We start from the raw sequence: 23,419 nt of genomic DNA, 5'->3' as shown, positions 1-23,419 counted from the left end.
CACTGTATCTGTAGGAATATATAGAAATTTTTCGCGGAATAAAATTCAGCATAATTCTATAAACAAGACTTGATTTTAGCTAAATCATGACAAATTTATAAATCTTTCATATCAGAGATGTAAATATCAAAATATTTTGGCGAATAATGATATTTAGAGTTTATGCTCGTTGATCTGTTTTTTAATAAACAAATCACTACAGATTTTTCAGTAGTTCAACTTCTAATGTTTATAGGGGTTTAATTATAGGTTTAGCAAAATAAAACTTCAGCCATATCTGTCAAGAGTTTTGCTTATATTTTTAAGTTATATACCCAAGGAGAGAAATTAGATTATGAGCTTAGAAATAGATGCTTTTAGGTTAAAATATACGCAAAAATAATTTTAAAAGTTTCTGAACCTCAAAACCATTCTACTTTGTAAGTTATTAGCAGCTTATCTAGTAGAAAGTTTTCGCTGAAGATGGGGCTTTTGGAGTGCTCATCTAGCCCGCCTTAGAATGAATTCTGAGTCTAATAGTGATGAAAGTTGTCTAAAGACGACTTTACGAGACGATCCGCGAAAGGGTCTATATTCCTCAACCTAACCTACATTAAAGTTATTTTTTAGGCAAAACCTACGCAGTATTGCCAGTTGCGTAAGCCCTGAATACTTTTACAAGCGATCGCCAGGTAAATAGACTTGTACTGTAGGGGCACAGTATTACTCATACGTGTCAAAAAAAGCCTAGAGATAGCTTAACTGCTGGCTCCCTCACCCGCATGGAACTTTAGTTCCATGCGAGACATGACTTTTACCTTATGACACCAATGATTATTACTGTACCCTTACAAAAATTAAAGCTGCTATGAATTACGGATTTTTAAAGAGCGGTGTTTGTAACCGACTATGCATAGTAAAACAATTAGCAATATAAGCGCTTTGATCATTGATGGCTCCACTACCTTCTTCACTTCCATAGGGGTTTTAGGAGTAACATTACACGGAACCTCAATGATCTGTGTGTGATCGGGAGCATTACCACTGGGAGTCAGATCGCATTCGCCTGTGCTAGTGAGAGACAAAGGTGTATTTCCCGAAGAAACAGATGAAACAGATGCTTGAGCTGAGGAACTATCGCCATTCATTAGTAGAAGCAGAATTAAAGCAAGACCCCCAATTCCGAATATTGGCCAGAGTGGAAAGGAATCAGGACTGTCTTGTACCAAAACATCTCCCATAGAGGCAGGGGAAGTATCGAGGCCCATTACTTCTCCATCCAACGCTAGTGGATTATCACTCAGCAATATATCTCCTGGGATATCTTCTCCCAATATCTGACTAAATTCCTGTGGAATCGCGTTAATGGGACGTCCGAGTTCCCCACCATTTTCAGAGTATGGAAACGATAGTACTTCAAAAATCCTCTGTTGGAGTTGGTTTTGATTTCCAGAATTCAACGCATTCAAGCCTGTAGAGATTTTATTGAAATAGAAATTCGTCATCTCTGGCGACAGACCTAAAGACTGAATCTGCTCCTTAATGTTAGGGATTTTTGAGGCTTCCTCAAAGAGTAGTCGTCCGTATGACAACTTCAAGTCTAGTAATCCATTACGGAGACTAACCGAGTTATTGGTTCCTGAGTATGGTGACCAGTAGAACTGCTTGGTTACAAGTCCGAGTCCTTCTACTGGATTCCGACCAACAGGTTGTCCAAGAAGGTATTGGGAACTATCCATGATTGCGGGGGATTGGTTTCTCCAAAATGAGGCGTAAGGCACCTCAGAGAGGTTGGGATTGTTACCGTAAAAGCTAGCGAAATTCTGGAAGTTTTCTTCCCCACCAGCTGCTCGTATCAAGAGGTTTTGATAGCTAGTCCCGTCGTTTAAATCCAGTAATCGCTGGATTACCGAGCCAGTTTTATTGCAGGTCAGACCAAATCCCACATCACATCCAGGAATGACTCGCATCTGGCTCAGATTCTGGTTATTGATTTGGTACTGGAGATACTCATACTCCAGTCCTTGCTGGATACCATAGCGTCCAATATTGAGCTGTGCAAAACTAGACTGACACGTAGTCAGTACTACTGCAATAGATGAGAATACGATGGTCGCAAACCGAACCCCCTTCTCTACGTTCGCGCAGCGTGTCGCAGACAAACGCTTTGCGAACGGCATTGCAATTCTTTGAACGATTGATTTAGGCAAGATGCACCTCCACTAAATGACAGCAATTTCATTGGTTGTTCACGTCCCTCTTTCAGTCCGTGGGGTTGATATTAATAGCTCTATAAATCCAATGGGTCGCAGCAATACCGCAGACTCACCGAGTCTGCAAACAGCATTCCTATCCTTGGTAGCTACGATTAGGGATTGGGAGAAAATTTCTTTACGAGTTGAGTGAGGTTTGAATCCCCATCTATACCCATTTCACTCCCCACTACCTAATTCATTCAACTCTTAGGTAAAGAAATGTTGATCGTGATTCCGGTACCTTTGAGATTTCCTGATGAGAGCGTGTGATATAAGACCAATCCCCGGTTTGGTTGGTCGAAAAGAAACCCACGACGTGTAGGTTTGATCTTGCCTTCTTTTACTAACGAGACAAAGGCTTCTAAATACCTACGTATACCTTGACGGTTCTCTGGACTAGTATTCGTATGACGCTTAATCAGCATCATAAAGAAGTCCAAACTACGATTTTCCTGTCCCTGAATCAGACTGCCCTCATCTAGGAAAGAACTTGCTATGAGCCTGCCATCAACTTGTTTAACCTTAAATAGGGTAAAGTAACGCCCTTCTTTTTTAGGATCGTTCGCATAACAGACCCAAGAACCCTCTTGATTCTGTATAAAACCCTGTTCTGCAAGGTAAGAAAGCAAAGAATTACTTGCCTTTGCCTGTACTGGAGGTAATAAATTATCAATGGGATCTAAAGAGCAAATCCTCTGCGTTGTTTTTTGTTGAGCAGCAGTAGGGGCCTGCTGGGTATCGACACGTAGAGGCTTGTCATTAGCCATTGCCATAGTAGACATTGTAGCGATCGCAGATATTTGGAGAGCGATCGCTCCAACCAAACGAACAATAATATTCATGTTTTTCCTGTTACTTTTGCTGACGTTGTTAAGAATCGAGTCATTACTAAATCAAGATTGATCTAGCAGTCCTAAATCATTTTTTAGATTTAAGTGTTTGCCTCATTTGGTCGAGGTAGCTTAAGTTTTCGACAATGAAATAGGGATTTTATATAGGTAACTACCCACAAAGAGAAATCAGCATCTAAAATAAAACACATAATATTAGTGTCTTATTGACAAGACAAATTTGGCTTTTCGATATTTTTACATATACGAAAAACAACTGACTTAGTGTCAAAACTTTTCTATTTACTCTTGTCTAATTTTTTGCCATTTTAAGAGGCTTTTATGCGTTCTTAGCTAGCTCTAATGATTTTTCAAAGAGGCCTTTGTGAGCTATTTAGTACCTTATATAAGCATAATTCTAAAAGCTCTGTGCTTTGCACGTTAGCGCTTTTGTGGATTTCCTTGGTGGATTGAATAATTTTTCTTTTTTGAAGGTAGCGCACCTAACTAACTGTTTCAGCATGTTTTAAACTTGATGTATAAAATAATATCTCCTAACAGTAAAATAATATTACCATGAGCTTGAGACATGCAACACTATTGTGGACAGTTGTCAAAGTTGTACACGGTGAATTGTAACTACCTCTTGATTAAATTTCATGGCAAATAGCTGAGAATCAAAATCAATTTACTTATACCTTACTAGTATTTTAGAATCTAGTAATTTTGTTCTTAAATCAGTAACTTATGTTTTAAATATAACTTTAATTTACTAAGTACAAGTTTTACTATTTAGTAAGCTGTTGTTGTTATAGACCTTGTAAGCCGATACGCTTGGCTTTATAAAAAATTGTAGGTTGGGTTACGCTTTGCTTAACCCAACAAAGCCCCCGAACTGTTGGGTTTATCCCTCAACTAAACCTACGCAACTTAAGGTTTTGACGCTAACCTAAGCGTATTACCTTCTAGGCGTCTAAGGCTCAGATATTCCGATAGAAACATTAACTAGACCTATATACATTTTTTTATCACAACGAAAGAGTATGTCCTTAAATTTGTCCTGTAGGTAGAGGAATATCCTGAGCAAAGTTGATATATTTAGATGTTTAAGTGGTAACAAAGTTTGACTACAATTAAGATATTAACTTGGTATTTTTACAAGCCTTAGCAGTATGAATGCGGAATTTTTTAATAGGATTCCTTTGATGCCTTTAGTATTACTATGGCTGGCTTACACTCTCCTGGGATGGTATCTTGCTGCTCATCATATTATTTGGTTAGTAGGAGCTTTTGTCGCTGCTATGGTTATAGCTGTAGTGCGGAAAAGTATTTCTTGGTTAGAGCGTTTAGTTGAATTTGGGTCTAAAAGTTTAGCTGTTATATTATTTTTAAGTATATCAATTGCTTTTGTAGCAACTTGGTCGCTATTATTAAGGCTTTTTCTCATACCCCTAGCAACTACGCTTCTAGCTGATTTGGAAATGCGCTTTTCTGGCTTCGACAAGCTAGATTCATTTTGGATTTTAACAGTCATAGCAATATTAGGTTTAGTGATTGGCGAATTGATAGATATTTTACTTTTTCCCAGTAGCAGATACTAAAGGAATAAAAGTAAAAAAAGATTTTTGTTATTTAATCTGAAGTTTTAGGCGATCGCTTTCTCTAGCTATTTGATAAAATAATGCACGATTCCTGTTATTAGTCAATCATTCTATAGACTACTATAAATACCACTCAAGGAAGACGTTTTATTGAGTGAGATTTTCTAGCCTGTTACCAGAATTAAGACAAGTTAACAATGTAAATACTTCTGAAGGAAATCAGAGGTAGATAGGTGACATTAGGGACTTAACAGGAAACTGGGGCATTGTTCCTTGTCTCACATTAAGTTGCCATTGTTATGAAAACCATAGATGTTGTCTAGCAACAGAAATTGAAGCGATCGCTGTAGAGAGATTGATCTGAATGTGGCGAGATGGATATTACCGTTTGAAGGCATATCTCTGATGATTGTCATTTTTGAGTCACATTTGTTTTAAACCATAGAGATATAGGTAAAACACTGCAAAAAAAGATGAAACAAAGCGGCAAGTCCCCACTCAACACTAATAAGGAAGTAATGTGAGTAGACGTAAAGACTACAATTTGCTTCAACAAACAGCAACAACTGAAGTAGCAGCACCCAAGCCATCGCTAACATTACCAGACGCAGTGGCTCTGATTGTCGGTATTGTCATCGGGGCGGGGATTTTTGAAACCCCGGCTTTAGTGGCAAATCAAGCAGGTAGTGATATTGCTGTACTACTTTTTTGGCTAATTGGTGGTGTGATATCTCTGGTAGGAGCGCTGTGCTATTCAGAGTTAGCCACTGTCTATCCCGATGTTGGTGGTGCCTACAATTATTTGAAACGTGCATTCGGGCGGGGAGTCGCCTTTTTATTTGCCTGGGCGCGGATGACAGTGATTCAAACTGGTTCCATTGCCCTGTTGGCATTTGTTTTTGGCGATTATGTTTCTCAGATATGGCGGCTAGGAACGTTTTCGTCTTCTATTTATGCAGCCATAGCGATCGCACTTTTAACTGCTTTGAACATCATCGGTTTGCAGCAGGGTAAGTGGACACAAAACTTGCTGAGTGCTGCGAAAGTTCTAGGTTTGTTGCTGGTAGTAATTCTTGGGCTTACCGCCATTCCTAATTCTGCCGCCCCTGTGGAATCTACATCATCAGGAACGTGGGGATTGGGGATGGTGTTTGTGCTGCTCTCTTACGGCGGTTGGAATGAAGCAGCTTACATCTCGGCAGAAATTCAGGATGGACGACGTAATATTGTGCGATCGCTAATGTGGAGTATTGGCATTATCACTGCCATTTACTTACTCATCAATCTGGCTTACCTGCGGGGATTGGGATTAGCAAACATGGCCCAGTCAGAAGCAGTAGCCGCAGATTTAATGCGCTCTCTTTGGGGCGCACCAGGAGCCTTGTTTATCAGTGTATTGATTGCGATCGCTACTTTGGGAGCAACGAACGCCACAATATTTACCGGAGCGCGTACCAATTTCGCACTGGGACAGGATTTTTCGCTATTTGGTTTTATGGGACGCTGGCAACAACGTCCTAGTACTCCTACCCATGCCTTATTGTTGCAAGCTGCGATCGCCTTAGGACTGGTTTTTTTAGGCACGCTCACCCGCAAAGGCTTTGAAACAATGGTGGATTACACCGCCCCGATATTTTGGTTCTTCTTCTTGCTTTCCGGGATATCACTGCTAGTATTGCGAATCCGCGAACCCCACATAGTGCGCCCATTCCGTGTGCCATTTTATCCTTTCACACCATTACTCTTTTGTGCCGTCTGCGCTTACTTGCTTTATTCCAGCTTGGTTTATACAGGTGTGGGAGCAGTTGCAGGTGTTTTAGTTGTGGCAGCAGGTATTCCCCTGTTGTTCTGGAATAACTATCGCCAAGGTAGGACTTAATACGATTTTGGATTTTAGATTTTGGATTTTGGATTTTGCAACCTAAATCTCACACTATAAGCAATTCAAAATTCCATGACTATCAATTGTTTTACTAACTACTAACCACAAGCTATTGAATCAAGGAGAAAATTGATGAACTTCAAAAAAATTCTGTTTTTACTGGTTACAGGCGTTAGTATTACCAGTTTGGGAATTGCTGGATGTGCGCCGCAACAGCAAGATTTGGAAGCCGGGACACAACCTTCTACTTTAACAGGTCAGACCGAAACCGAAATACCAGCTACGACAACTCCCACAACTCAACCACAAGAACGCCCCGGCGATGTTCCCTATGTGCCTACACCACAGGCAGTGGTAGACGCAATGTTGAAAGTGGCAAAAGTGGGTAAAAATGATCTGCTTTACGACCTTGGTAGTGGTGATGGCAGAATTGTCAATACTGCGGCACAAAAGTTTGGTACGCAGGGTTTTGGGATAGATATTGACCCCCAACGCGTCAAAGAAGCTAATGAGAATGCCCAGAAGGCAGGAGTAACCGATCGCGTGAAGTTTGTCCAACAAGACTTGTTCAAGACTGACTTTAGTAAAGCAACAGTAGTTACACTTTATTTGCTGCCTGAAATTAACCTCAAACTTCGTCCCAAGCTATTGAGTGAACTTAAACCTGGTACTCGCATTGTCTCCCATGCCTTCGATATGGGCGACTGGAAACCAGACCAGACGCTGACTGTAGAGGGCAAAACTATTTACTATTGGGTAGTTCCTGAAAAAGTGCCAGCGAATTTGCGCTAGGGACTAATACCATTGCCCCTAAGATACTTCACCCTGGTTTTGCACAAGCAAAACCTGTGCCTCTCCTTAGTAAGGAAAGGGATGTCCGATAGGACAGGGTGAGGTTTTAGAGGACTTTTAGGTAATCGTATAATTTGTGTTTACACCGTAGCTCCTTGGCAAAGAGAGGAGTTGGGCATGAAATGTACTTCATACAAACGAAAACCTTTATATTTTTAAATTACCTCTATTGGAGGTTGACAACAGCAAGTTTAATACTCAAAAGAATAATCTAAAATCCAAAATTTTTTGACTGGTGCAAATTCAAGTAAGGGCAGCTTAGGCAGGAAATATGATAGGGTTAAAAGGAAAGAATGCTTTAATTACAGGTGCAACTTCAGGTATTGGTCAGGCGATCGCTATCAGACTCGCTCAAGAAGGGTGCAACATCGCCATCAATTACCGCAAAGACCCCGAAGCTGCGGCAGACACGGAAGAGATGGCATTGCAAAAAGCCTGCGGAAATATCGAAAATTGTGGTGTGAAGTCGCTACCGGTTCAGGGAGATGTCTCCCAAGAATCAGACATTGTTGAGATGGTCAACACCGTAGTCAAGGAATTTGGCAGTTTAGATATTCTAGTTAACAATGCTGGCATTCAAGCAGAAAGTCCATCCCACGAAGTTACCACAGCAGACTTTGACCGGGTAATTGCAGTCAATCTCCGGGGTGCTTATCTTTGCGCCCGTGAAACTATTAAACACCTCCTGTCTGTTAATCGTCGGGGGGTGATTATTAATATTTCCAGCGTTCACGAAATTATTCCGCGACCGATGTATATCAGTTATTCCATCAGCAAAGGTGGTATGGAAAACCTAACCAAAACTTTAGCATTGGAATATGCCAAGCAAGGTATTCGTGTCAACGCCATTGCCCCCGGAGCAACAGTCACGCCAATAAATCAAGCCTGGATAGATGACCCCGAAAAAAAGGCGGTTGTGGAAAGTCACATCCCAATGGGGCGTGCTGGCTCCTCAGAGGAGATGGCAGCCGCAGTAGCTTTTTTAGCTTCGGATGAAGCCGCCTACATCACCGGACAAACCCTCTTTATAGATGGTGGATTAACTCTGTATGCTGACTTCCGAGAAAGCTGGTCAGCTTGAAAAAGAGGCAAGGGGGCAGGGAGCATGGAGCAAGGGGAATAGAACAGAAAGGGAATTCGACAGTTAGACCCAACTGTTGGAGAGGCTGGGTCAACGGTAGAGCTACGGGCAATGAAGAGCTAGAGCTACGTAAACACCCTACCTGTTGCGTTAGCTTCCCGTATGGTACGAGAACTACGTTTGTTGAAGTGGAAGATTTAGACCTATATTCTGCTCTGCTCCACAGCAGGAGGAAGAGGTCATATCCCCCTGCTCCCTTCCCCCTGCCCCCTGCCTCTTCGTTGAGGTAGGCTTGCGTACTTTCCACAATTGAGCCGATACATACCATTAGTGGAATTAAACGCCCATGACTAGCGCGATCGATAAGAACAGTCTGCTCGAAGCAGAAGCCTGGGAATTGTTGGAAGAGTCGATAATTTATTACCAGGGAAAACCCATTGGTACTGTAGCCGCCAGAGATGCGGAGTCAGATGCGCTCAATTACGATCAGTGCTTCCTCCGCGATTTTGTCCCTTCTGCCTTGGTGTTTCTCATGCACGGCAAAACAGAGATTGTGCGTAACTTCTTAGTAGAAACACTGAAATTACAAAGTCATGATAAGCAGATAGACTGCTTTGAACCAGGAGCGGGATTAATGCCTGCAAGTTTCAAAGTACATTGTAATGGGAATGAGGAATTTTTGGTCGCTGATTTTGGTGAACTAGCGATCGCTCGCGTTCCCCCAATTGATTCTTGTATGTGGTGGATTCTCTTGCTACGCGCTTATGAAAAAGTTACAGGCGATTTAACCCTAGCGCGTCAGCCAGATTTTCAAGCAGGAATCAAGTTAATTTTGGATCTTTGCTTGGTACATCGCTTCTCCATGTACCCAACAATGTTAGTTCCCGATGGCGCGTTTATGATTGACCGTCGCATGGGAGTCTACGAACATCCTCTAGAAATTCAAGTATTATTCTATGCATCCCTCAGAGCTGCTACTGAATTGCTTTTACCAGATGGAGATGGCGATACGTACCTTGGCAAAGTCAATAGGCGATTGGGATCTTTGAAATATCATATCCGCAACTATTACTGGCTAGACCTGAAGCGATTGGGGGAAATTTATCGTTACAAGGATAACGAATTTGGTAAAGAAATTGTTAATAAATTCAACATCAACTCAGAATCAATCCCCACTTGGTTGACCGAGTGGTTGCCCGAAACTGGAGGATATTTAGCGGGAAATCTGGGGCCGGGACGGATAGATTTTCGCTTTTTTGCTCTGGGAAATCTAATGGCAATTTTAACTTCCTTAGCAAGCGAAAAAGAATCTCAAAGCATTATGAATTTATTTGCCCAACGTTGGCAAGACTTGATCGGCTATATGCCTGTTAAAATCTGCTTTCCAGCAATGGATGGTTTAGAGTGGAGAATTGTTACAGGATGTGATGCTAAGAACAGGGCTTGGTCTTATCACAACGGCGGTAACTGGCCCGTTTTGCTGTGGTTATTTACCGCCGCCGCACTGAAGGCAGGTCGAACAGAACTTGCCCAAGCAGCGATCGCCATTGCCGAAAGGCGTTTATTTAAGGATAAATTCCCAGAATACTACGATGGCAACAATGGTCGTTTGATTGGCAAAGAAGCTAGAATTTATCAAACCTGGAGCATTGCCGGATTGCTAGCAGCCAAAAAGTTCGTAGAAAATCCAGAGTACTTAGAATTAATCAGCTTTGCAGAGGGTCTTGAAGTCGCAGGCTGTAGCCTGTAAGTACTGATTGCCCCCTAAGGCTCTAAAGAGAATATGATTTAGCTGTGTGATTTTATATAGGGTGTCTCTGCTAACTAGCTACACTGAAACAGCGATGCCTCAGGGCAAGCCGCTTCTCTACCAGAGGCTATGCATAGCTTGCTTCGACCTAGGAATATGGATCTACGCCAAACTGGTAGTAAGTATAAGTGAATAAATACCAGAGTTGTGCTAGGTAAAATCGCAATCAACAGGTCGCAGCGATCGCACAGCCTCTTTTCTACCAGAGCCTGAGCCAACGAATTACCCTGCGTCTGAATCCTCTCCTCAAATACCCGATAACTGATACACTATATAGTAAGAGGTATCTGAAGTGTCATACTTAGTAATATCACCAGATAGTCTTTGCATCATCAACACGTTTTAACGTGTATAAACCATGAAAAATACTTCAGATTTAATTTCAGAATTTGAACAACTATTCAGACAAAAATTACAACTAAATAATTGTAAACTTAGAAAGAAAAGACAGGAGAATAATTATGAAATTATTACTCCAGCTAAAGACATTTTCTTGATGTATTGGTCTGAATTCCCAGAAGTTAACTTAATATATCAAGCTGTAGGGGTACGTAATCAGCAGACTAGTGTTTATGAAAAAGCTATCCGCTCCCACATTAGTTCTAGTCTGAGTAGTATTCAGCAAAATCCTCACTCGGAAACACCATTATTAGTACAATAAGGAATACTTAGATAACACAGAAAATATTTACTAAACTCTCGCCAGTTTTTGTAATAGAACTGACGAGATTTTTTCAACGAAAATCTGTTTATCAAGAGATAAAAATGCAATCCGAAAAAAATCAAGATCAGCTAGATTATAAAGCTTTGTTAGCCAATGCAAAGCAAGCCTTAAAACTTGAATACCAGAAATCAGCCGCTTTAGCGTCCCAACTACAAGCTATAAAAACTCAGTTAGAGCAAGTTCAGGCTGAAAATAAAACTTTGAGGGAAAGTGCTTATGAAGATATAATTAAACACTTTGAGGCGCGGACTCAAGCAGCAGAAGCACTAGCGCTAAAAACAGAAGTCCGCCAAAGATTCCTTGAAGCCAATGGTTGCAACGATGATCAGAGCTTCGATACTCTATGGGATAGTATTAAAAATAAGATTCAGATCCAAGATGGTGAAGTAAGAATCGTTGCTCAAAATGGCACTCCTAAATTCACTTTAACAGGTAGCATGATGACTTTGAGGGATTTTATTCAATCCCTCAAACAAGACCCAATTTCTAGAAAGTTTTTCTCCAACTAAAGAGCCAAATTCATCAAAGTGTATCGCTAGAAGCTGATTAGAGATTGTCCAAGAAAGCTATTCATCTTCATCTCCTGGCGGTCGTTCGCTCTCGCTTTGTTGGGCGTTCCACTCCAAAATAATGCGTTCCAACATCTCAGACTGCGTACAGTTATTAACATCGGCATACATTTTAATCAACTGCCTCACTTTAGGACTAATGTGGCGGATTTCTAGTTGGTTACTTTGTAGCATGTTCATTAACTTTTAGTGTCTATTACATTATGTTTAACTATTAAACTATGTCTGTTGTAATAAATTTTGTTAATGGCAACCGCTCCCTGTCGCTTGCTATGTGTTTTATAATCCCTTAGCCAGGCGGGGCTGCTTCTTCAAAGGGACGGATAATCGCTGGGGCTGGTGTAACTTCTGGTTTAAAAATTGCCTGCAAGGCTTGTTCTAATGTTTGTGCCATGACAATCCGGTTTTCATAAGCCACGACTACCCGCACCAAAGTTGGCAGACTATTTTGTGTGGCTTCTAAATAGATTGGCTCGACGTATAGCAGCGATTGCTCAATGGGAATTACAAGTAGATTACCTTGAATAGCTCTCGACCCCTGACGATTCCACAGGGAAATTTGCTGAGAAATTACTGGATCTTGGTTAATCCGCGCCTCGATTTGCTCTGGCCCGTAAAGCAGGCGTTCTTTAGGAAAGACATATAGCACCAGCTTACCGTAGTTTTTGCCATCCGATCGCGCCGCTAACCAAGCGATTAAATTAGTCCGTTGTTTGGGAGTATAAGGCAGAAGTAGAATAAACTCTTCAAAAGGTACAGTGGGTAGACTAGTAATCAAATAGTACGGCTCTAGCGGACGAGGTTCACTGCCATAGATTTCGTTGGGGATTTGCCACTGGTCTTCCCGATTGTAAAATACCTGGGGATCGGTCATGTGGTAGGTCATCAACCGCTCAGATTGAATTTTGAAGAAGTCCACCGGATACCGCGTATGACTGCGGAGATTGACTGGCATTGTACTGAGGGGTTTAAACATGTTGGGAAATATCGCTGACCAAGTGGCAATGATTGGATCGCTTGGATCGGCAATATAAAAGTTAACACTACCGTGATAGGCATCAATCACTACCTTGATTGAGTTGCGAATGTAGTTGATACCATCGCTACCAGTGTCTGAGTAAGGATAGCGATCGCTCGTTGTGTAGGCATCAACAATCCAGTAAAGATAACTGGGATTGCTTGGCAAATCTTGATTAGCAGCAGCAGCTACTAAATAGGGGTCGCTGTCAAATTTGAGAAAAGGCGCGATCGCTTGAATACGTTGCTTCACATTTCGCCGGAACAACACCTTTGTCTCAGGCAAAAAGTCCCGTGTGAATAACATTTGCCAATCTTTCAAATACATGGCAAATAACCAGCGTCGCCATGCTGAACCGATTTGAACACCACCCAGACCATCATAAGAGTTGTAAACATTGTCACTACCACTGGGATAGTCTAGCTCTCTAACTCTTGTGCCAGTCATCACGTAGGTATTAGCTATTTCACCGTAATAAATTCGGGGTTGCCCAATGGGAATACTGTCACGAATGGCTTCACTGGAAGTTGTGAGAGCGCTACTATCACCGCTAATATCTTTGACAAAATATTCTGGTAGCCCACCCGGCCCAACTGTATTGACTGGGCTAACAGTGAACCCAAAACCGTGAGTATAAATTAAATGACGGTTAACCCATGTTTGAGCTTCCTGTGGTACAGCATTGTAATCTAATTCTCGCGCGGCAATCAGTACCTGCCGCCGTTCTGCTGGCTCAGCTGCTTGCTGCTCCGGTTCTGGCGGTTTTTGGGGGGCTGATAGTCGGGGTGAAGTTACATCTGTTTTGAGAGTATACCGATCAATATCGGCATCGGGGAACCGATAATACGGCCGGATTTGTTGCAGTTGACGGTTAGTTTGTAACAGTGGCCGCTGATCCCAAAGGCGAATATTCCGAATTGTCAAGTCATTCTTTTGAATATCAGCTTCAGTTAGTGTTCCTTGGGGGTTGAAGGTTCTGGCATCGATCGCCTCTAGATCGAATGCTTGGCGAGTCAAAGCAATAGTTCGCTGAATGTAGGGTTGCTCTCGTTGCAACTCATTAGGTTGAACAATTAAATATTGCACCACAGCAGGTATAACAACATCAGCTGCTACAACTAGTACTAAATAAACCCCTAATCCGTAAAATACTAAACGACGATACTGAGATTTGGGTTTCCAGAAAAATGTTCGCCAAAGTAGGTAAGTTGCGATCGCTACTGCCACGATGCACAAGACGGTGTAAGCTGGCAACTGGGCTGTCACATCGGTATAACTGGCACCATAACTTACTCCACGGGTAGAATACACCAGTTCATAGCGACTCAGCCAATAACTAAAAGCCACTACCAGCATTAACAAGCCACCCATACCGGATAAATGACGCTGCTGCTGGGGTGAAAAACCAGGGAAAATCCCCTGACTCAAACTGTCAGCCGACAAGAGATAAGTGAGAGTAACAGCGATAAAGCCATACAAACATAATCCCATCAGCCAGAGTTCTAGCAGTTCCCAAAAGGGTAAGGAAAATACGTAAAAGCTGATATCTCGACCAAATAAAGGCTCAGTGCTGTTGAAAAGGGTGGGGTGAAAATATTGCAGCACCTTTGCCCAGTTTTGGAATAGGATCAACCCAAAAATTGGACTGAAAACAAGTGCGATCGCAGTTAATAAAAATTGGGGATAAATTAAGATTGCGATCGCTACTCCCCCAATTAAACCGAGATACGAGACTTGAGAGAAAATCTGCCTCAATATCTGCCAAATTGTCTCTAGTCGGAACAAGCTAAGAATGGGTTGACTAGCTTTATTAACTGGAGGATGCCAGTAAGAAAGAGCAATTTGACCATAGTGAGCCAGCATTAACCCGATCAACAAGCTCAGTACCAAAGATAGGGGTAATAACCAGCGCAATCTGAAAGGTTTAAAGGGTTGCGGCGTAAGTGTGCGGGTTTCGTTGCCTCTTGGATAATGAGGACTGAGAAAATTTTTTAATTCACTGCTCAGTTGTGCTTCCTCACGCCGGACTTCTTCAATCTTCAGCGACTGGGGATATTTTAGCCGTTGTGCTAGAGCCAGGTTTAGCAGTAGATAGGCAGCAGTTATCCCAGCCACGACTACCCACAAAATACCACGAGTTACCACCCTCAACAGAAATACTTGGAGGTAGCCAACTTCCTGAAACCAAAAAATCTCTGCTCCCACGCGGGAACCCAGATTTAGGAGTAGCCATAGCCCTAAAAATACAATTAATAGTCTAAAGCCCCATTTCCAATACATTGATATGTAATTTAATAAGAACGTCAATTCTCTATTTGCAAGCTGGGTACTCTTTGAAATTCTCGAACATTAGATGTTACCAAGAAGCGGAGGGGCTCTTAGCAGGGAGCAGGGGGAGCAAGCCCTACCCGAAGCCGTGGAGCAGAGCGGAACATGGGTATAAAGCCCCGCCATAAAGGGCGCTCTTGCTGGGGCGGAGTAACAAGCTCCGTCTCAGCTTTCTCCCTTGCTCCCTGCCCCCTGCTCCCCTGCCTCTTTTGACAACAATATGATTGTGAGTTAGTGCTGTTGCTGCAATCAGCACATCATAAGAACCGATAGGAGTACCTGCTGTTTTCAAAATACTTCTAATTTTGGCAGCAAGTTCTGCTTCTTCGATACCAAAAGGTAAAATTGTAATCGAACCTAATAATGTTTCAATCAATGATTGAATTTTCAAGGCACGTTGGGGATTGATTGCTAATCCGTACTTCACCTCCATTACTGTTAATGAGGAAATAAAAATATCTCTAGGAACAGTAGACTTTAATAGCTTGAGAGTATTTCGTTCTCCATTGACAAAATCACTAATTACGCAGGTATAGGGTAAATAACCCATCATTACAACTCGATTTCGTTAGGTGGTAGCAGTTCGTCTACGTAGGACTCAAAAATGATACTTTCTACTATACTTTGATGTTGGATAATCGTTTCTGGCCAAGTCATGGGTTTTGTTTCTAAGAAAGTAACAAAGACTCTGCTTTCAGTAATATTTTGTGGTGTTTGAGCTAGTTCAATTTTGCCATTTTTATAAATTCCTTCAATGGTTCGTAGCATTATTGCTTACCTCCGATCTAATTTTTAAATGTAGTTCCAGTTTAGAACATCCGAGTTCTCAGGGTAAGCTTAGATAGTTCTGAGCATGAAGTTCCGAGTTTTAAGGATAGAAGTTGGAGTTCAAAGTCTCAACAACACGACATAGTGGCACGGATACTGCCGTGCCCCCCATGTACCTCACATAAACGAGAACCGCTATATTGTCATTTGAATCAGGAAATCCCTAAAAATACCTTTAAAGCTTGAGCAATATTGCTCAAGCATGATTTTATTAGCTATGGCTATGTGTTTCACTAATTAGAGTAAAGGTTTGCCACTACAGGTAATCTATTACGCCAAGCATACGGAGGTTTAATGTCGATATCTAAAGCTCTCAACAGGAACGTTACTTCTCAAAACACCGTTGAAAAACGCTTGCAGATGCAGTCTTTGATAGGAGCAACTCAAATAGTTGCACCTAGTACTGGGAGTGATGTAGTGAAGGGATTAACTCAAACATCTAAATCTCTACCCCCCTCTTACTTTTATGATGACCGTGGTTCTGAGCTATTTGAACTAATCTGTGATTTACCAGAATATTATCTCACACGCACAGAAACAACGATTTTACAACAGTATGCTAGCGAAATTGCCAAGATAACTGGCGCTTGTGAATTAGTAGAACTTGGCAGTGGCAATTCTACCAAAACCCGCATTTTACTAGATGCCTACCAGCAGCTAGACTATCCCCTGCACTACTTACCAATTGATGTGTGTGCAGGTATATTGGAAAGTAGCGCCAAGCAGTTATTAAGAGATTATCCCTTACTGCAAGTTTATGCTTTAGCGGCAACTTATGAATTAGCCCTTGCAAAACTCTTACCGACGCAATTACCCAGCAGGATGATTTGTTTTATTGGTAGCAGTTTAGGTAATCTTACACTTAATGAATGTGATGTATTCTTCTCTCAAATTACAGAAGCCCTACAAGTAGGTGAGTATTTCTTGTTGGGGATAGATTTACGAAAGCCGAAACAGATTTTAGAACCAGCTTATAACGACAGCCAGGGAGTGACGGCAGCATTTAACCTCAATATGCTGGAGCATTTAAATCAACAGTTTGAGGGGAATTTTGACACCACCCAGTTTGAACACTGGGCATTTTACAATGAAAATGAGCATCAAATAGAAATGCATTTACGCAGCCTGCGATCGCAAACTGTAGAATTACGCGCTCTTAACCTCAAGGTTAATTTTGCACTAGGTGAGACTATCCTCACCGAAATTTCCCGCAAATTTGATCTCAATATTATCAAGCAGCAACTTACCGCACAGGGTTTATTACCTCTCCAAATGTGGACAGATCCAAATCAATGGTTTGGTTTATTGCTCTGTCAACTGCAAGCATAAAGCAAATCAGAGTATGCCTCACATAGATAGCGGTTCTCAGTGAGACCAATACATTTCAGTTAAGCCCCAAATCCAATGCAAGAGACGTTGCAATGCAACGTCTCTACATAGCTAAAATCAATACCAAAAATCTTTAACCCAAGCGTATTGCAATGTAGACCTCACTTCATTCCCCAACCCTATAAGAGTTGGGGAATGAAGTGAGGTCTAAGTATGTTGCATACAAGCGAGAATCGCTATAAATGACATTCGTCCTACACAAGTGAGAGAGAAAAATTAAAATCTCTCAGTATACTAGTATTTTCACTAATTAAGCTTGTATTCAATGTAAAAATATTTACCTCTAACATCACAAACTAGTAAACTAAATATTTAGCCCCTAATTATTGCTGCATCGAAGGTGTAGGAAAAATTCTGCTGAATATAGGAACCCGTAGCTTCGGCTTAGTTGCATTTAAATTGGCATTATCAGCTAAATTGGCATTAGTACCAGAAGAGTTCTTGGCTGCTTCAGAGAGGATAAGTGATTTGCTATTAATAGAATTGGCAAAATCACTCAATTGGATAGCCGAAGGTGAATTTGAAGATATGGAACTAATATTATCAGTCTTTTGGGTGTTATATTTTACCGGAGTTTCAGCTTGAGATGGAGTAATGATGAAAGTCGAGCTTGTTCCTAATACCAGTATTAGCAGATTAAAAATATATTGTCGCATGGGGATTTGTCAAAAAAGCTTCAAGAAGTTGTATTTGTTCTCAGTTGGAAATAAAACCGTGATTTCTACGATAAATCGCAGCTTAGTACATCGATTCACTCACAAAAACTTAACCCCTTCAGTTACCTTTCATATAAGGTAAAGGAAAGCTAAACTCTGCTTTTCTTTTAAGAGAGGGGTTATCCTAGAATTACGGAATTGATCTTACAGAAAGCCTGCAAATAGATACACCTGAAATAATTGACGTTTATTCCTCAATTAAGTCAGCACTAAGTATTAATAATTTAGTCGTATTTTTTATTATTAAAATAAGAATTTTACTGAAGTTTTTGAAAAACGCAATTTTCAGTAAATTAGCTAATAAATATTATATTTAATGAACTACAACCAACAATATATAAAGTTTTAACAAAAGCTGACTTTTATGAAGTGACTTTTACAAAAGTACGTGTATGCGTTCCGGGATGGATACTAATCTATCTAGAGCAATCAAATTTGACTTTTGAAAAAACCTAAATATGTATATGTAGGGCGAATTATGGATGTTTAAGTAAAACGGCGTAAATAATTAAAGGTTTGTAGTAATAACTTTAGTCCCAAAAAAAGGACTGAAGTCCTTACTAAGAAATTGATGACAATAATTTTATATTACTTAATATAGTTTTATTTATTCGCACTGACTTACTTAGCCCTAAATTGCCAAAGGTTTTGGACGGTGCATTACACCATTTAAGTTATTTAAACTACGACTGAGACCAGGAGTAGTGAGTTGGGAGTCGTGTAATTCAATTACTGGATAAGCCCTGTAAACTGAAGTAAATAAAAAAAGTGACGAGATGAGATTTTATAGTATTTACACCTCACCCATCACTCCTTAATAACTTGCGCGTTGATAAGCTGTTACGCATTTTTAAATTACACCAGCTTATTGCTTGATTTATCCTCTAACTAGAGAGGCGGATAATTGTTAAGTTATTATGTAATTTCCTATACAAATAGTTCTAACTTATTAATATCCATTAGTCTTACCTTTTGCTCATGCCAAATAGTTCTTTAATAGATTTGTGAAAATCCAAAAGCTTAGATTTCCGACTTATTACAAAAGTCGGGAAGCTTTTTGTTCAAAAAAATGTATTCATAAGCACAAATAAACTTAACTTAGTCTATATATCTTTGGTAGTAGTAGCTTTATGCTTGTGATGGAAGTTGGGGAAAAGATTATAAGTTATTCTGAGTAATAATAATGAAAAAAATTATTATTAGCACTAAATCATTCATTGGGAAAATGAAAAAGTGGGTTAAACAAGAATAGGAACTTAAAGTTGAGATCCAGGGTTTTCTAATTGTGCTGTTTTATCTAATAATTTCTCTACTAGTCATAATTGTGACTGGCTTATAAGTTTGATCACAAATTAGCATAATCTGGGACCAGCACATTTTGCATTCGGATTTAGCTAAGTTTACCAAATGTTCCCACTAAAGGTAGAAATAAGACTTAGCAAAATGTTGTAAGCTTGTTTGTAAGAAAGCATCTGAGTGCAACAGTTATAAATAGATACTTTTTGATTCCCTAGATTCAATCTGCTTTGCTCGTCTGGGTTAAATGCAATACATGTCATTTACAATACTATACGAAGTGTAGTGCTATGAAACATAATTTGTTGAAAACCTAGAATAGACATACTCTTATAGGTTCTATTGAATAATAATTGCAGTTCAGAACTAGTTGAATTTATAATATGGAATACTGCAATTTTTCCGATAATTTACCTAGTAGATTTTTTGCTTCAACTCTGCAAGTAAGTAGCGGGAATTTAAGGTGAACATAGAAAAATTTATCCAACGCTCAGAAACATTGCACAATCGTTTAGCAGATTTATACCAAACTGCTAGTGTATTACCTTGGATTTCACCTGAACTGCTGCCGCAAGCGTTTAAAGAACTCTATAACACTTCAAAGATAGTGCAGTTAGCAGCAGAGGAACTCCATCAACAAAATGAGGAACTAATACAAACACGGAATTGCTTAGAATCAGAACGCCAACACTATCAAGAATTATTCGAGTTTGCGCCTGACGCCTATTTAGTGACTAATAAAGAAGGAATCATCCAAGAAGCTAACTTCACCGCAGTTAAATTGCTCAATGTTTCAAAGCAATTTTTGGTGGGTAAACCAATGATTAACTTCGTCCCTCTAGAAGAACGTCAGCGCCTTCGTACCGAACTTATTGAACTGTCTCAATCAGACAGAGTTAAAGAGCTATTGATACGCTTGCAACAACATCATGGTGAGTTATTTGATGCAGCTTTGACAGTGGCAGTTGCCCGGAATCCGCAGGGTAAGGCAACCTCTTTGCGCTGGGTGTTACGTAATATTTCTGAACGGAAAGGGGTAGAATCAGCAGTAGTCAAAGACGATAGCAACCTCTTGTATGATCGTCCTGTGCAGAAATATTCTAAAGGAGAAACTATTCCCCTTAACCCATTAGTAATTTTGTATGTTTGTCAGGGTTTGGTCAAACTTAGTACTTATTGTGAAACGGGTGAAGAAGTTTTAACAGGATTGGCAACAGCAGAAATGGTTTTTGGTTCTAGTTTAACATCTTTAAACATTTACCAAGCAACAGCCCTCTCTGATGTTGAGTTGGTGTCAATTTATGCAGCAGAGATAGCAGCTTCCCCCAACCTGAGCCATATCCTTTTACCAAAAATTAATCAGCGCTTACGCCAAACAGAATCTTTTTTAGTCATTTCTGGAAGACGACGGGTACAAGAGCGCTTGCACCATCTATTACAACTTTTGAAACGGGAAGTTGGTGAAACTGTGCCGGAGGGAACTCGCCTAAGTGTTCGCTTTACTCACGAAGATATTGCTAGCGCCTGCTGTACTACCAGGGTAACAATTACACGATTGATCGGCAAATTACAAGAAGAAGGTGTAATCAGTTTTGACTTAAAAAAACACATGATATTGAAAGATTTTGATTAATTACTTTGCTGTAGATTAATGACATCTTTGTTAAGCAAAAATAAGTTGCCAGCCAATTAGGAAAATTGCTATATCTGCAAAAATATGGCTGATATATCCAGGCCAGATTGAGCAATAAGTTAAGTAGCACCATGACCAAATCGCCCCTGCTAGGAACACGCCCAATGAGCATAATGTTGTCGCACGCCAGTCGAAGTAAGCTGCTAAACCAACAATGTGATGAATCGTAAAAAACAGTGCAGACAGTACTACAGCTAAAGGACTCGATACCAACATTTCACATTTGCGATAGACAAACCAACGCCAGACAAATTCCTCAAGTAAAGAATTGACAAATATCCAGTACGCTGAACCTACTAAGTAAACCACAAAACTGTCCAATCCAACTTGCGTTGCTCTATCACGAACATATTTAACATCTATCCACTTTGCCCCCAGCAGCCAATAAACAATCAACATGATACATAGCATCAGTAGCCCTAATCCGACTCCAGCTAACAAATCGCGTCTTTTAGGATATTGAACTTTTAAATTATCTTTATCGACAAATAACAACCAAATAATAGGTAGTACGAACATCCAAATTTTAGATAATAAAGCTACTAAATTTCCTTTCAAGCCGGGGAGCATATATAGTTGAGTTGCAACACCAATGCTCGGAACTGGCACAAGCAATAACAGAGCTAGTAGTGCATTTTTATTTGGGTTAAGTTTGAACATGCGAAAGTTTTGTTATATTTTGAGGCTTTTAACTTTTACTATTACTTTTGATATGCGAAGTATAAAACTTTAATATCGTAATCAGGCTTGAATAAAGTGACACTTTGTACGATGTCACAAAAATTTAATACTAAAACTAGTATGAAGTTGTGTGTAATATTCCCTCGATCGCAGGATTTATATAATGATTTTTTGTGCCGCTCTACTTACACATAATTAAAATGCACAGCGTCTTGCAACGTTGTAAAGGATCTGGGATGTAAGCCCAATGCTATCCCAACAAAGAATTCAAAAGATACCCAAAATAATGTATATCTAATTTGACGTGTATTGCTAAAATCGCCTACGCAGCATGTCAAAGCAGTTATGCACACACTTGGCAACACAACTCAATCATTGGGCTACATTTTAGCACTGGACTTAGGTACAACAGGCAACCGCGCCTTTGTTTTTAACGCAGACGGCAAGATTGTTGGACAAGCATACAAAGAACTAACTCAGTATTATCCTCAGCCCGGATGGTTAGAACATGACCCTCAACAAATCTGGCAGGATACGTGTTGGGTGATGCAAACCGCAATTGGCAATGCCCAGATTGCTCCATCAGAGATCGCAGCCTTGGGGCTAACTGTACAGCGTGAAACCTGTTTGATTTGGGACAAAACTACTGGTAAACCACTCCATAGAGCGATCGTCTGGCAAGATCGGCGTACTGCTCCTCTTTGCCACCAATTACAAGAGCAAGGCTACGCTAATGAAATTTACGATCGCACCGGATTAATCATCGATGCCTACTTTTCTGCTACTAAGTTCAGGTGGCTATTAGACAAGTTTACAGATATTGACCTGAACAATGTCTTAGCAGGCACTATTGATACCTGGGTGCTGTGGAACCTCACAGGTGGCAAAGTCCATGCTACTGACCACAGCAACGCCAGCCGGACAATGTTGATGAATCTCAAAACTTTTGAGTGGGATGAGAACTTACTTGAACTATTTCAGATTCCGGCGCATATTTTGCCCCAAATTCAGCCGAGTTTAGGAGTATTTGGAGTCACTGATGCTACTTTGTTGGGCGCTGAGATTCCCATTACTGCGATTTTGGGGGATCAACAAGCTGCTCTATTCGGTCATGGCTGCGATCGCCCCGGTTTGATGAAATGTACTTACGGTACTGGTAGCTTTTTAGTTGCTCATACAGGTGAGCAAATTGTGCGCTCCCACCATCAACTTATTTCTACAGTGGCATGGACACAAGCAAATCCGAAGGGAACTTTAGATGTGGGCTATGCCTTAGAAGGTAGTATGTTTACTAGTGGAGCTTGTATTCAATGGTTACGCGATCGCCTGAAGCTGATTAAAACTGCTGCTGAAAGTGAAGCGATGGCAAATCAGGTAACAGATAATGGCGGAGTCTACTTTGTGCCTGCATTTAGTGGGCTAGGCGCACCTTACTGGGATATGAGCGCGAGGGGAGCCTTTTTCGGCATTACCGCCAGTGTACAACCAGAGCATCTAGTTCGCGCCGTGTTGGAAGCGATCGCTTATCAAGTTCTGGAAGTAGTACAGGCGATTAATGCCTCTAGTAGTACTCCAGTTGGGCGATTAACGGTAGATGGTGGAGCTTGCGAGAATAATTTTCTGATGCAGTTCCAAGCTGATGTATTAGGTATTCCAGTTGAACGTCCGAGAATGCGCGATACCACTGTTCAAGGTGCAGCATTTGCAGCAGGTTTAGCTGTAGGATTTTGGCAGAGCTATAAAGCACTGGTGGAACAACGGCAAATTGAACGTGTGTTTGAGCCGGGGAGCGATGCTGCATTGTCCAACTTTGCTACTTGGCAAAAGGCGGTGAAACGCACTCTCGCTTGGGAGGAGTAGCCGTTCACCTGAACAATTAACGCTGGA

19 protein-coding genes are annotated in these 23,419 nt (G+C 40.7%); 10 read left to right on the top strand and 9 right to left on the bottom strand.

The window, feature by feature from the left end; all coding sequences use genetic code 11:
* Positions 1 to 845: 845 nt before the first annotated feature.
* Together LC608_RS22205 and LC608_RS22200 are read right to left on the bottom strand one after the other, a co-directional pair.
* Complete coding sequence (locus LC608_RS22205; RefSeq protein WP_229555572.1) at positions 846 to 2,189, bottom strand: hypothetical protein; 1,344 nt, start codon at positions 2,187 to 2,189, stop codon at positions 846 to 848.
* 245 nt (positions 2,190 to 2,434) lie between these two features.
* A complete protein-coding gene (locus LC608_RS22200; protein ID WP_229555571.1) occupies positions 2,435 to 3,076 on the bottom strand; it encodes a hypothetical protein in 642 nt (213 codons plus the stop codon).
* Positions 3,077 to 4,236: 1,160 nt separating this feature from the next.
* On the opposite strand from LC608_RS22200, the gene LC608_RS22195 reads away from it, so the two are divergent.
* Positions 4,237 to 4,665, top strand: a complete 429-nt coding sequence (locus LC608_RS22195) for a hypothetical protein (protein ID WP_229555570.1) — start codon at positions 4,237 to 4,239, stop codon at positions 4,663 to 4,665.
* 278 nt (positions 4,666 to 4,943) lie between these two features.
* Here the strand turns inward: LC608_RS22195 and LC608_RS22190 are convergent, their stop codons facing one another.
* The gene (locus LC608_RS22190) at positions 4,944 to 5,081 is read right to left on the bottom strand and encodes a hypothetical protein (protein ID WP_229555569.1); all 138 of its coding nucleotides are present in this window, start codon (positions 5,079 to 5,081) and stop codon (positions 4,944 to 4,946) included.
* Between the two features lie 104 nt (positions 5,082 to 5,185).
* Between LC608_RS22190 and LC608_RS22185 the strand changes: the two genes are divergently transcribed.
* The 6 genes from LC608_RS22185 (at position 5,186) to LC608_RS22160 (ending at position 11,523) form a co-directional block, all read left to right on the top strand.
* Entirely contained in the window at positions 5,186 to 6,544 is a 1,359-nt protein-coding gene (locus tag LC608_RS22185) for an APC family permease (RefSeq protein WP_229555568.1), read from the top strand.
* A 135-nt stretch (positions 6,545 to 6,679) separates the two neighbouring features.
* Positions 6,680 to 7,339 carry a class I SAM-dependent methyltransferase gene (locus LC608_RS22180; protein ID WP_229555567.1) on the top strand — a complete coding sequence of 220 codons (660 nt, stop codon included), beginning with the start codon at positions 6,680 to 6,682 and terminating at the stop codon, positions 7,337 to 7,339.
* A gap of 331 nt (positions 7,340 to 7,670) precedes the next feature.
* Positions 7,671 to 8,480 (top strand): SDR family oxidoreductase, encoded by an 810-nt coding sequence (locus tag LC608_RS22175; RefSeq protein WP_229555566.1) that lies wholly within the window; start codon positions 7,671 to 7,673, stop codon positions 8,478 to 8,480.
* Positions 8,481 to 8,826: 346 nt separating this feature from the next.
* The gene (locus LC608_RS22170) at positions 8,827 to 10,230 is read left to right on the top strand and encodes a glycoside hydrolase 100 family protein (RefSeq protein ID WP_229555565.1); all 1,404 of its coding nucleotides are present in this window, start codon (positions 8,827 to 8,829) and stop codon (positions 10,228 to 10,230) included.
* 418 nt (positions 10,231 to 10,648) lie between these two features.
* Positions 10,649 to 10,951, top strand: a complete 303-nt coding sequence (locus LC608_RS22165; protein ID WP_229555564.1) for a hypothetical protein — start codon at positions 10,649 to 10,651, stop codon at positions 10,949 to 10,951.
* 104 nt (positions 10,952 to 11,055) lie between these two features.
* A complete protein-coding gene (locus LC608_RS22160; protein ID WP_229555563.1) occupies positions 11,056 to 11,523 on the top strand; it encodes a hypothetical protein in 468 nt (155 codons plus the stop codon).
* A 57-nt stretch (positions 11,524 to 11,580) separates the two neighbouring features.
* Here the strand turns inward: LC608_RS22160 and LC608_RS22155 are convergent, their stop codons facing one another.
* The 4 genes from LC608_RS22155 to LC608_RS22140 all read right to left on the bottom strand — a co-directional run bounded on the left by LC608_RS22155 (position 11,581) and on the right by LC608_RS22140 (position 15,697).
* Positions 11,581 to 11,763 (bottom strand): hypothetical protein, encoded by a 183-nt coding sequence (locus LC608_RS22155; RefSeq protein ID WP_094328683.1) that lies wholly within the window; start codon positions 11,761 to 11,763, stop codon positions 11,581 to 11,583.
* Positions 11,764 to 11,872: 109 nt separating this feature from the next.
* Positions 11,873 to 14,881, bottom strand: coding sequence for a UPF0182 family protein (locus LC608_RS22150; protein WP_229555562.1), 3,009 nt, complete (start codon positions 14,879 to 14,881; stop codon positions 11,873 to 11,875).
* 124 nt (positions 14,882 to 15,005) lie between these two features.
* A complete protein-coding gene (locus LC608_RS22145; protein WP_229555561.1) occupies positions 15,006 to 15,482 on the bottom strand; it encodes a PIN domain-containing protein in 477 nt (158 codons plus the stop codon).
* A complete protein-coding gene (locus tag LC608_RS22140; protein WP_229555560.1) occupies positions 15,482 to 15,697 on the bottom strand; it encodes a hypothetical protein in 216 nt (71 codons plus the stop codon). The genes LC608_RS22145 and LC608_RS22140 overlap by 1 nt, the downstream gene beginning before the upstream one ends.
* A gap of 354 nt (positions 15,698 to 16,051) precedes the next feature.
* Here LC608_RS22140 and egtD point away from each other — a divergent pair, with 354 nt between their 5' ends.
* The gene (gene egtD, locus LC608_RS22135) at positions 16,052 to 17,086 is read left to right on the top strand and encodes an L-histidine N(alpha)-methyltransferase (protein WP_229555559.1); all 1,035 of its coding nucleotides are present in this window, start codon (positions 16,052 to 16,054) and stop codon (positions 17,084 to 17,086) included.
* A 383-nt stretch (positions 17,087 to 17,469) separates the two neighbouring features.
* Here the strand turns inward: egtD and LC608_RS22130 are convergent, their stop codons facing one another.
* Positions 17,470 to 17,802 (bottom strand): hypothetical protein, encoded by a 333-nt coding sequence (locus LC608_RS22130; protein WP_229555558.1) that lies wholly within the window; start codon positions 17,800 to 17,802, stop codon positions 17,470 to 17,472.
* Between the two features lie 1,819 nt (positions 17,803 to 19,621).
* Between LC608_RS22130 and LC608_RS22125 the strand changes: the two genes are divergently transcribed.
* The gene (locus LC608_RS22125) at positions 19,622 to 20,791 is read left to right on the top strand and encodes a PAS domain S-box protein (protein ID WP_229555557.1); all 1,170 of its coding nucleotides are present in this window, start codon (positions 19,622 to 19,624) and stop codon (positions 20,789 to 20,791) included.
* A gap of 30 nt (positions 20,792 to 20,821) precedes the next feature.
* Here the strand turns inward: LC608_RS22125 and LC608_RS22120 are convergent, their stop codons facing one another.
* Positions 20,822 to 21,511, bottom strand: coding sequence for a CPBP family intramembrane glutamic endopeptidase (locus LC608_RS22120; protein WP_229555556.1), 690 nt, complete (start codon positions 21,509 to 21,511; stop codon positions 20,822 to 20,824).
* A 366-nt stretch (positions 21,512 to 21,877) separates the two neighbouring features.
* Here LC608_RS22120 and glpK point away from each other — a divergent pair, with 366 nt between their 5' ends.
* Positions 21,878 to 23,392: a glycerol kinase GlpK gene (gene glpK / locus LC608_RS22115; RefSeq protein WP_229555555.1), complete on the top strand. Its 1,515-nt coding sequence runs from the start codon at positions 21,878 to 21,880 to the stop codon at positions 23,390 to 23,392.
* The last annotated feature ends 27 nt before the right edge of the window (positions 23,393 to 23,419 follow it).

It is taken from the genome of Nostoc sp. XA010 (assembly GCF_020829625.1).
Classification (GTDB): domain Bacteria; phylum Cyanobacteriota; class Cyanobacteriia; order Cyanobacteriales; family Nostocaceae; genus Nostoc.
The sequence above is the reverse complement of the archived record's forward strand: the minus strand, read 5'-3'. Positions and strand labels throughout refer to the sequence as shown.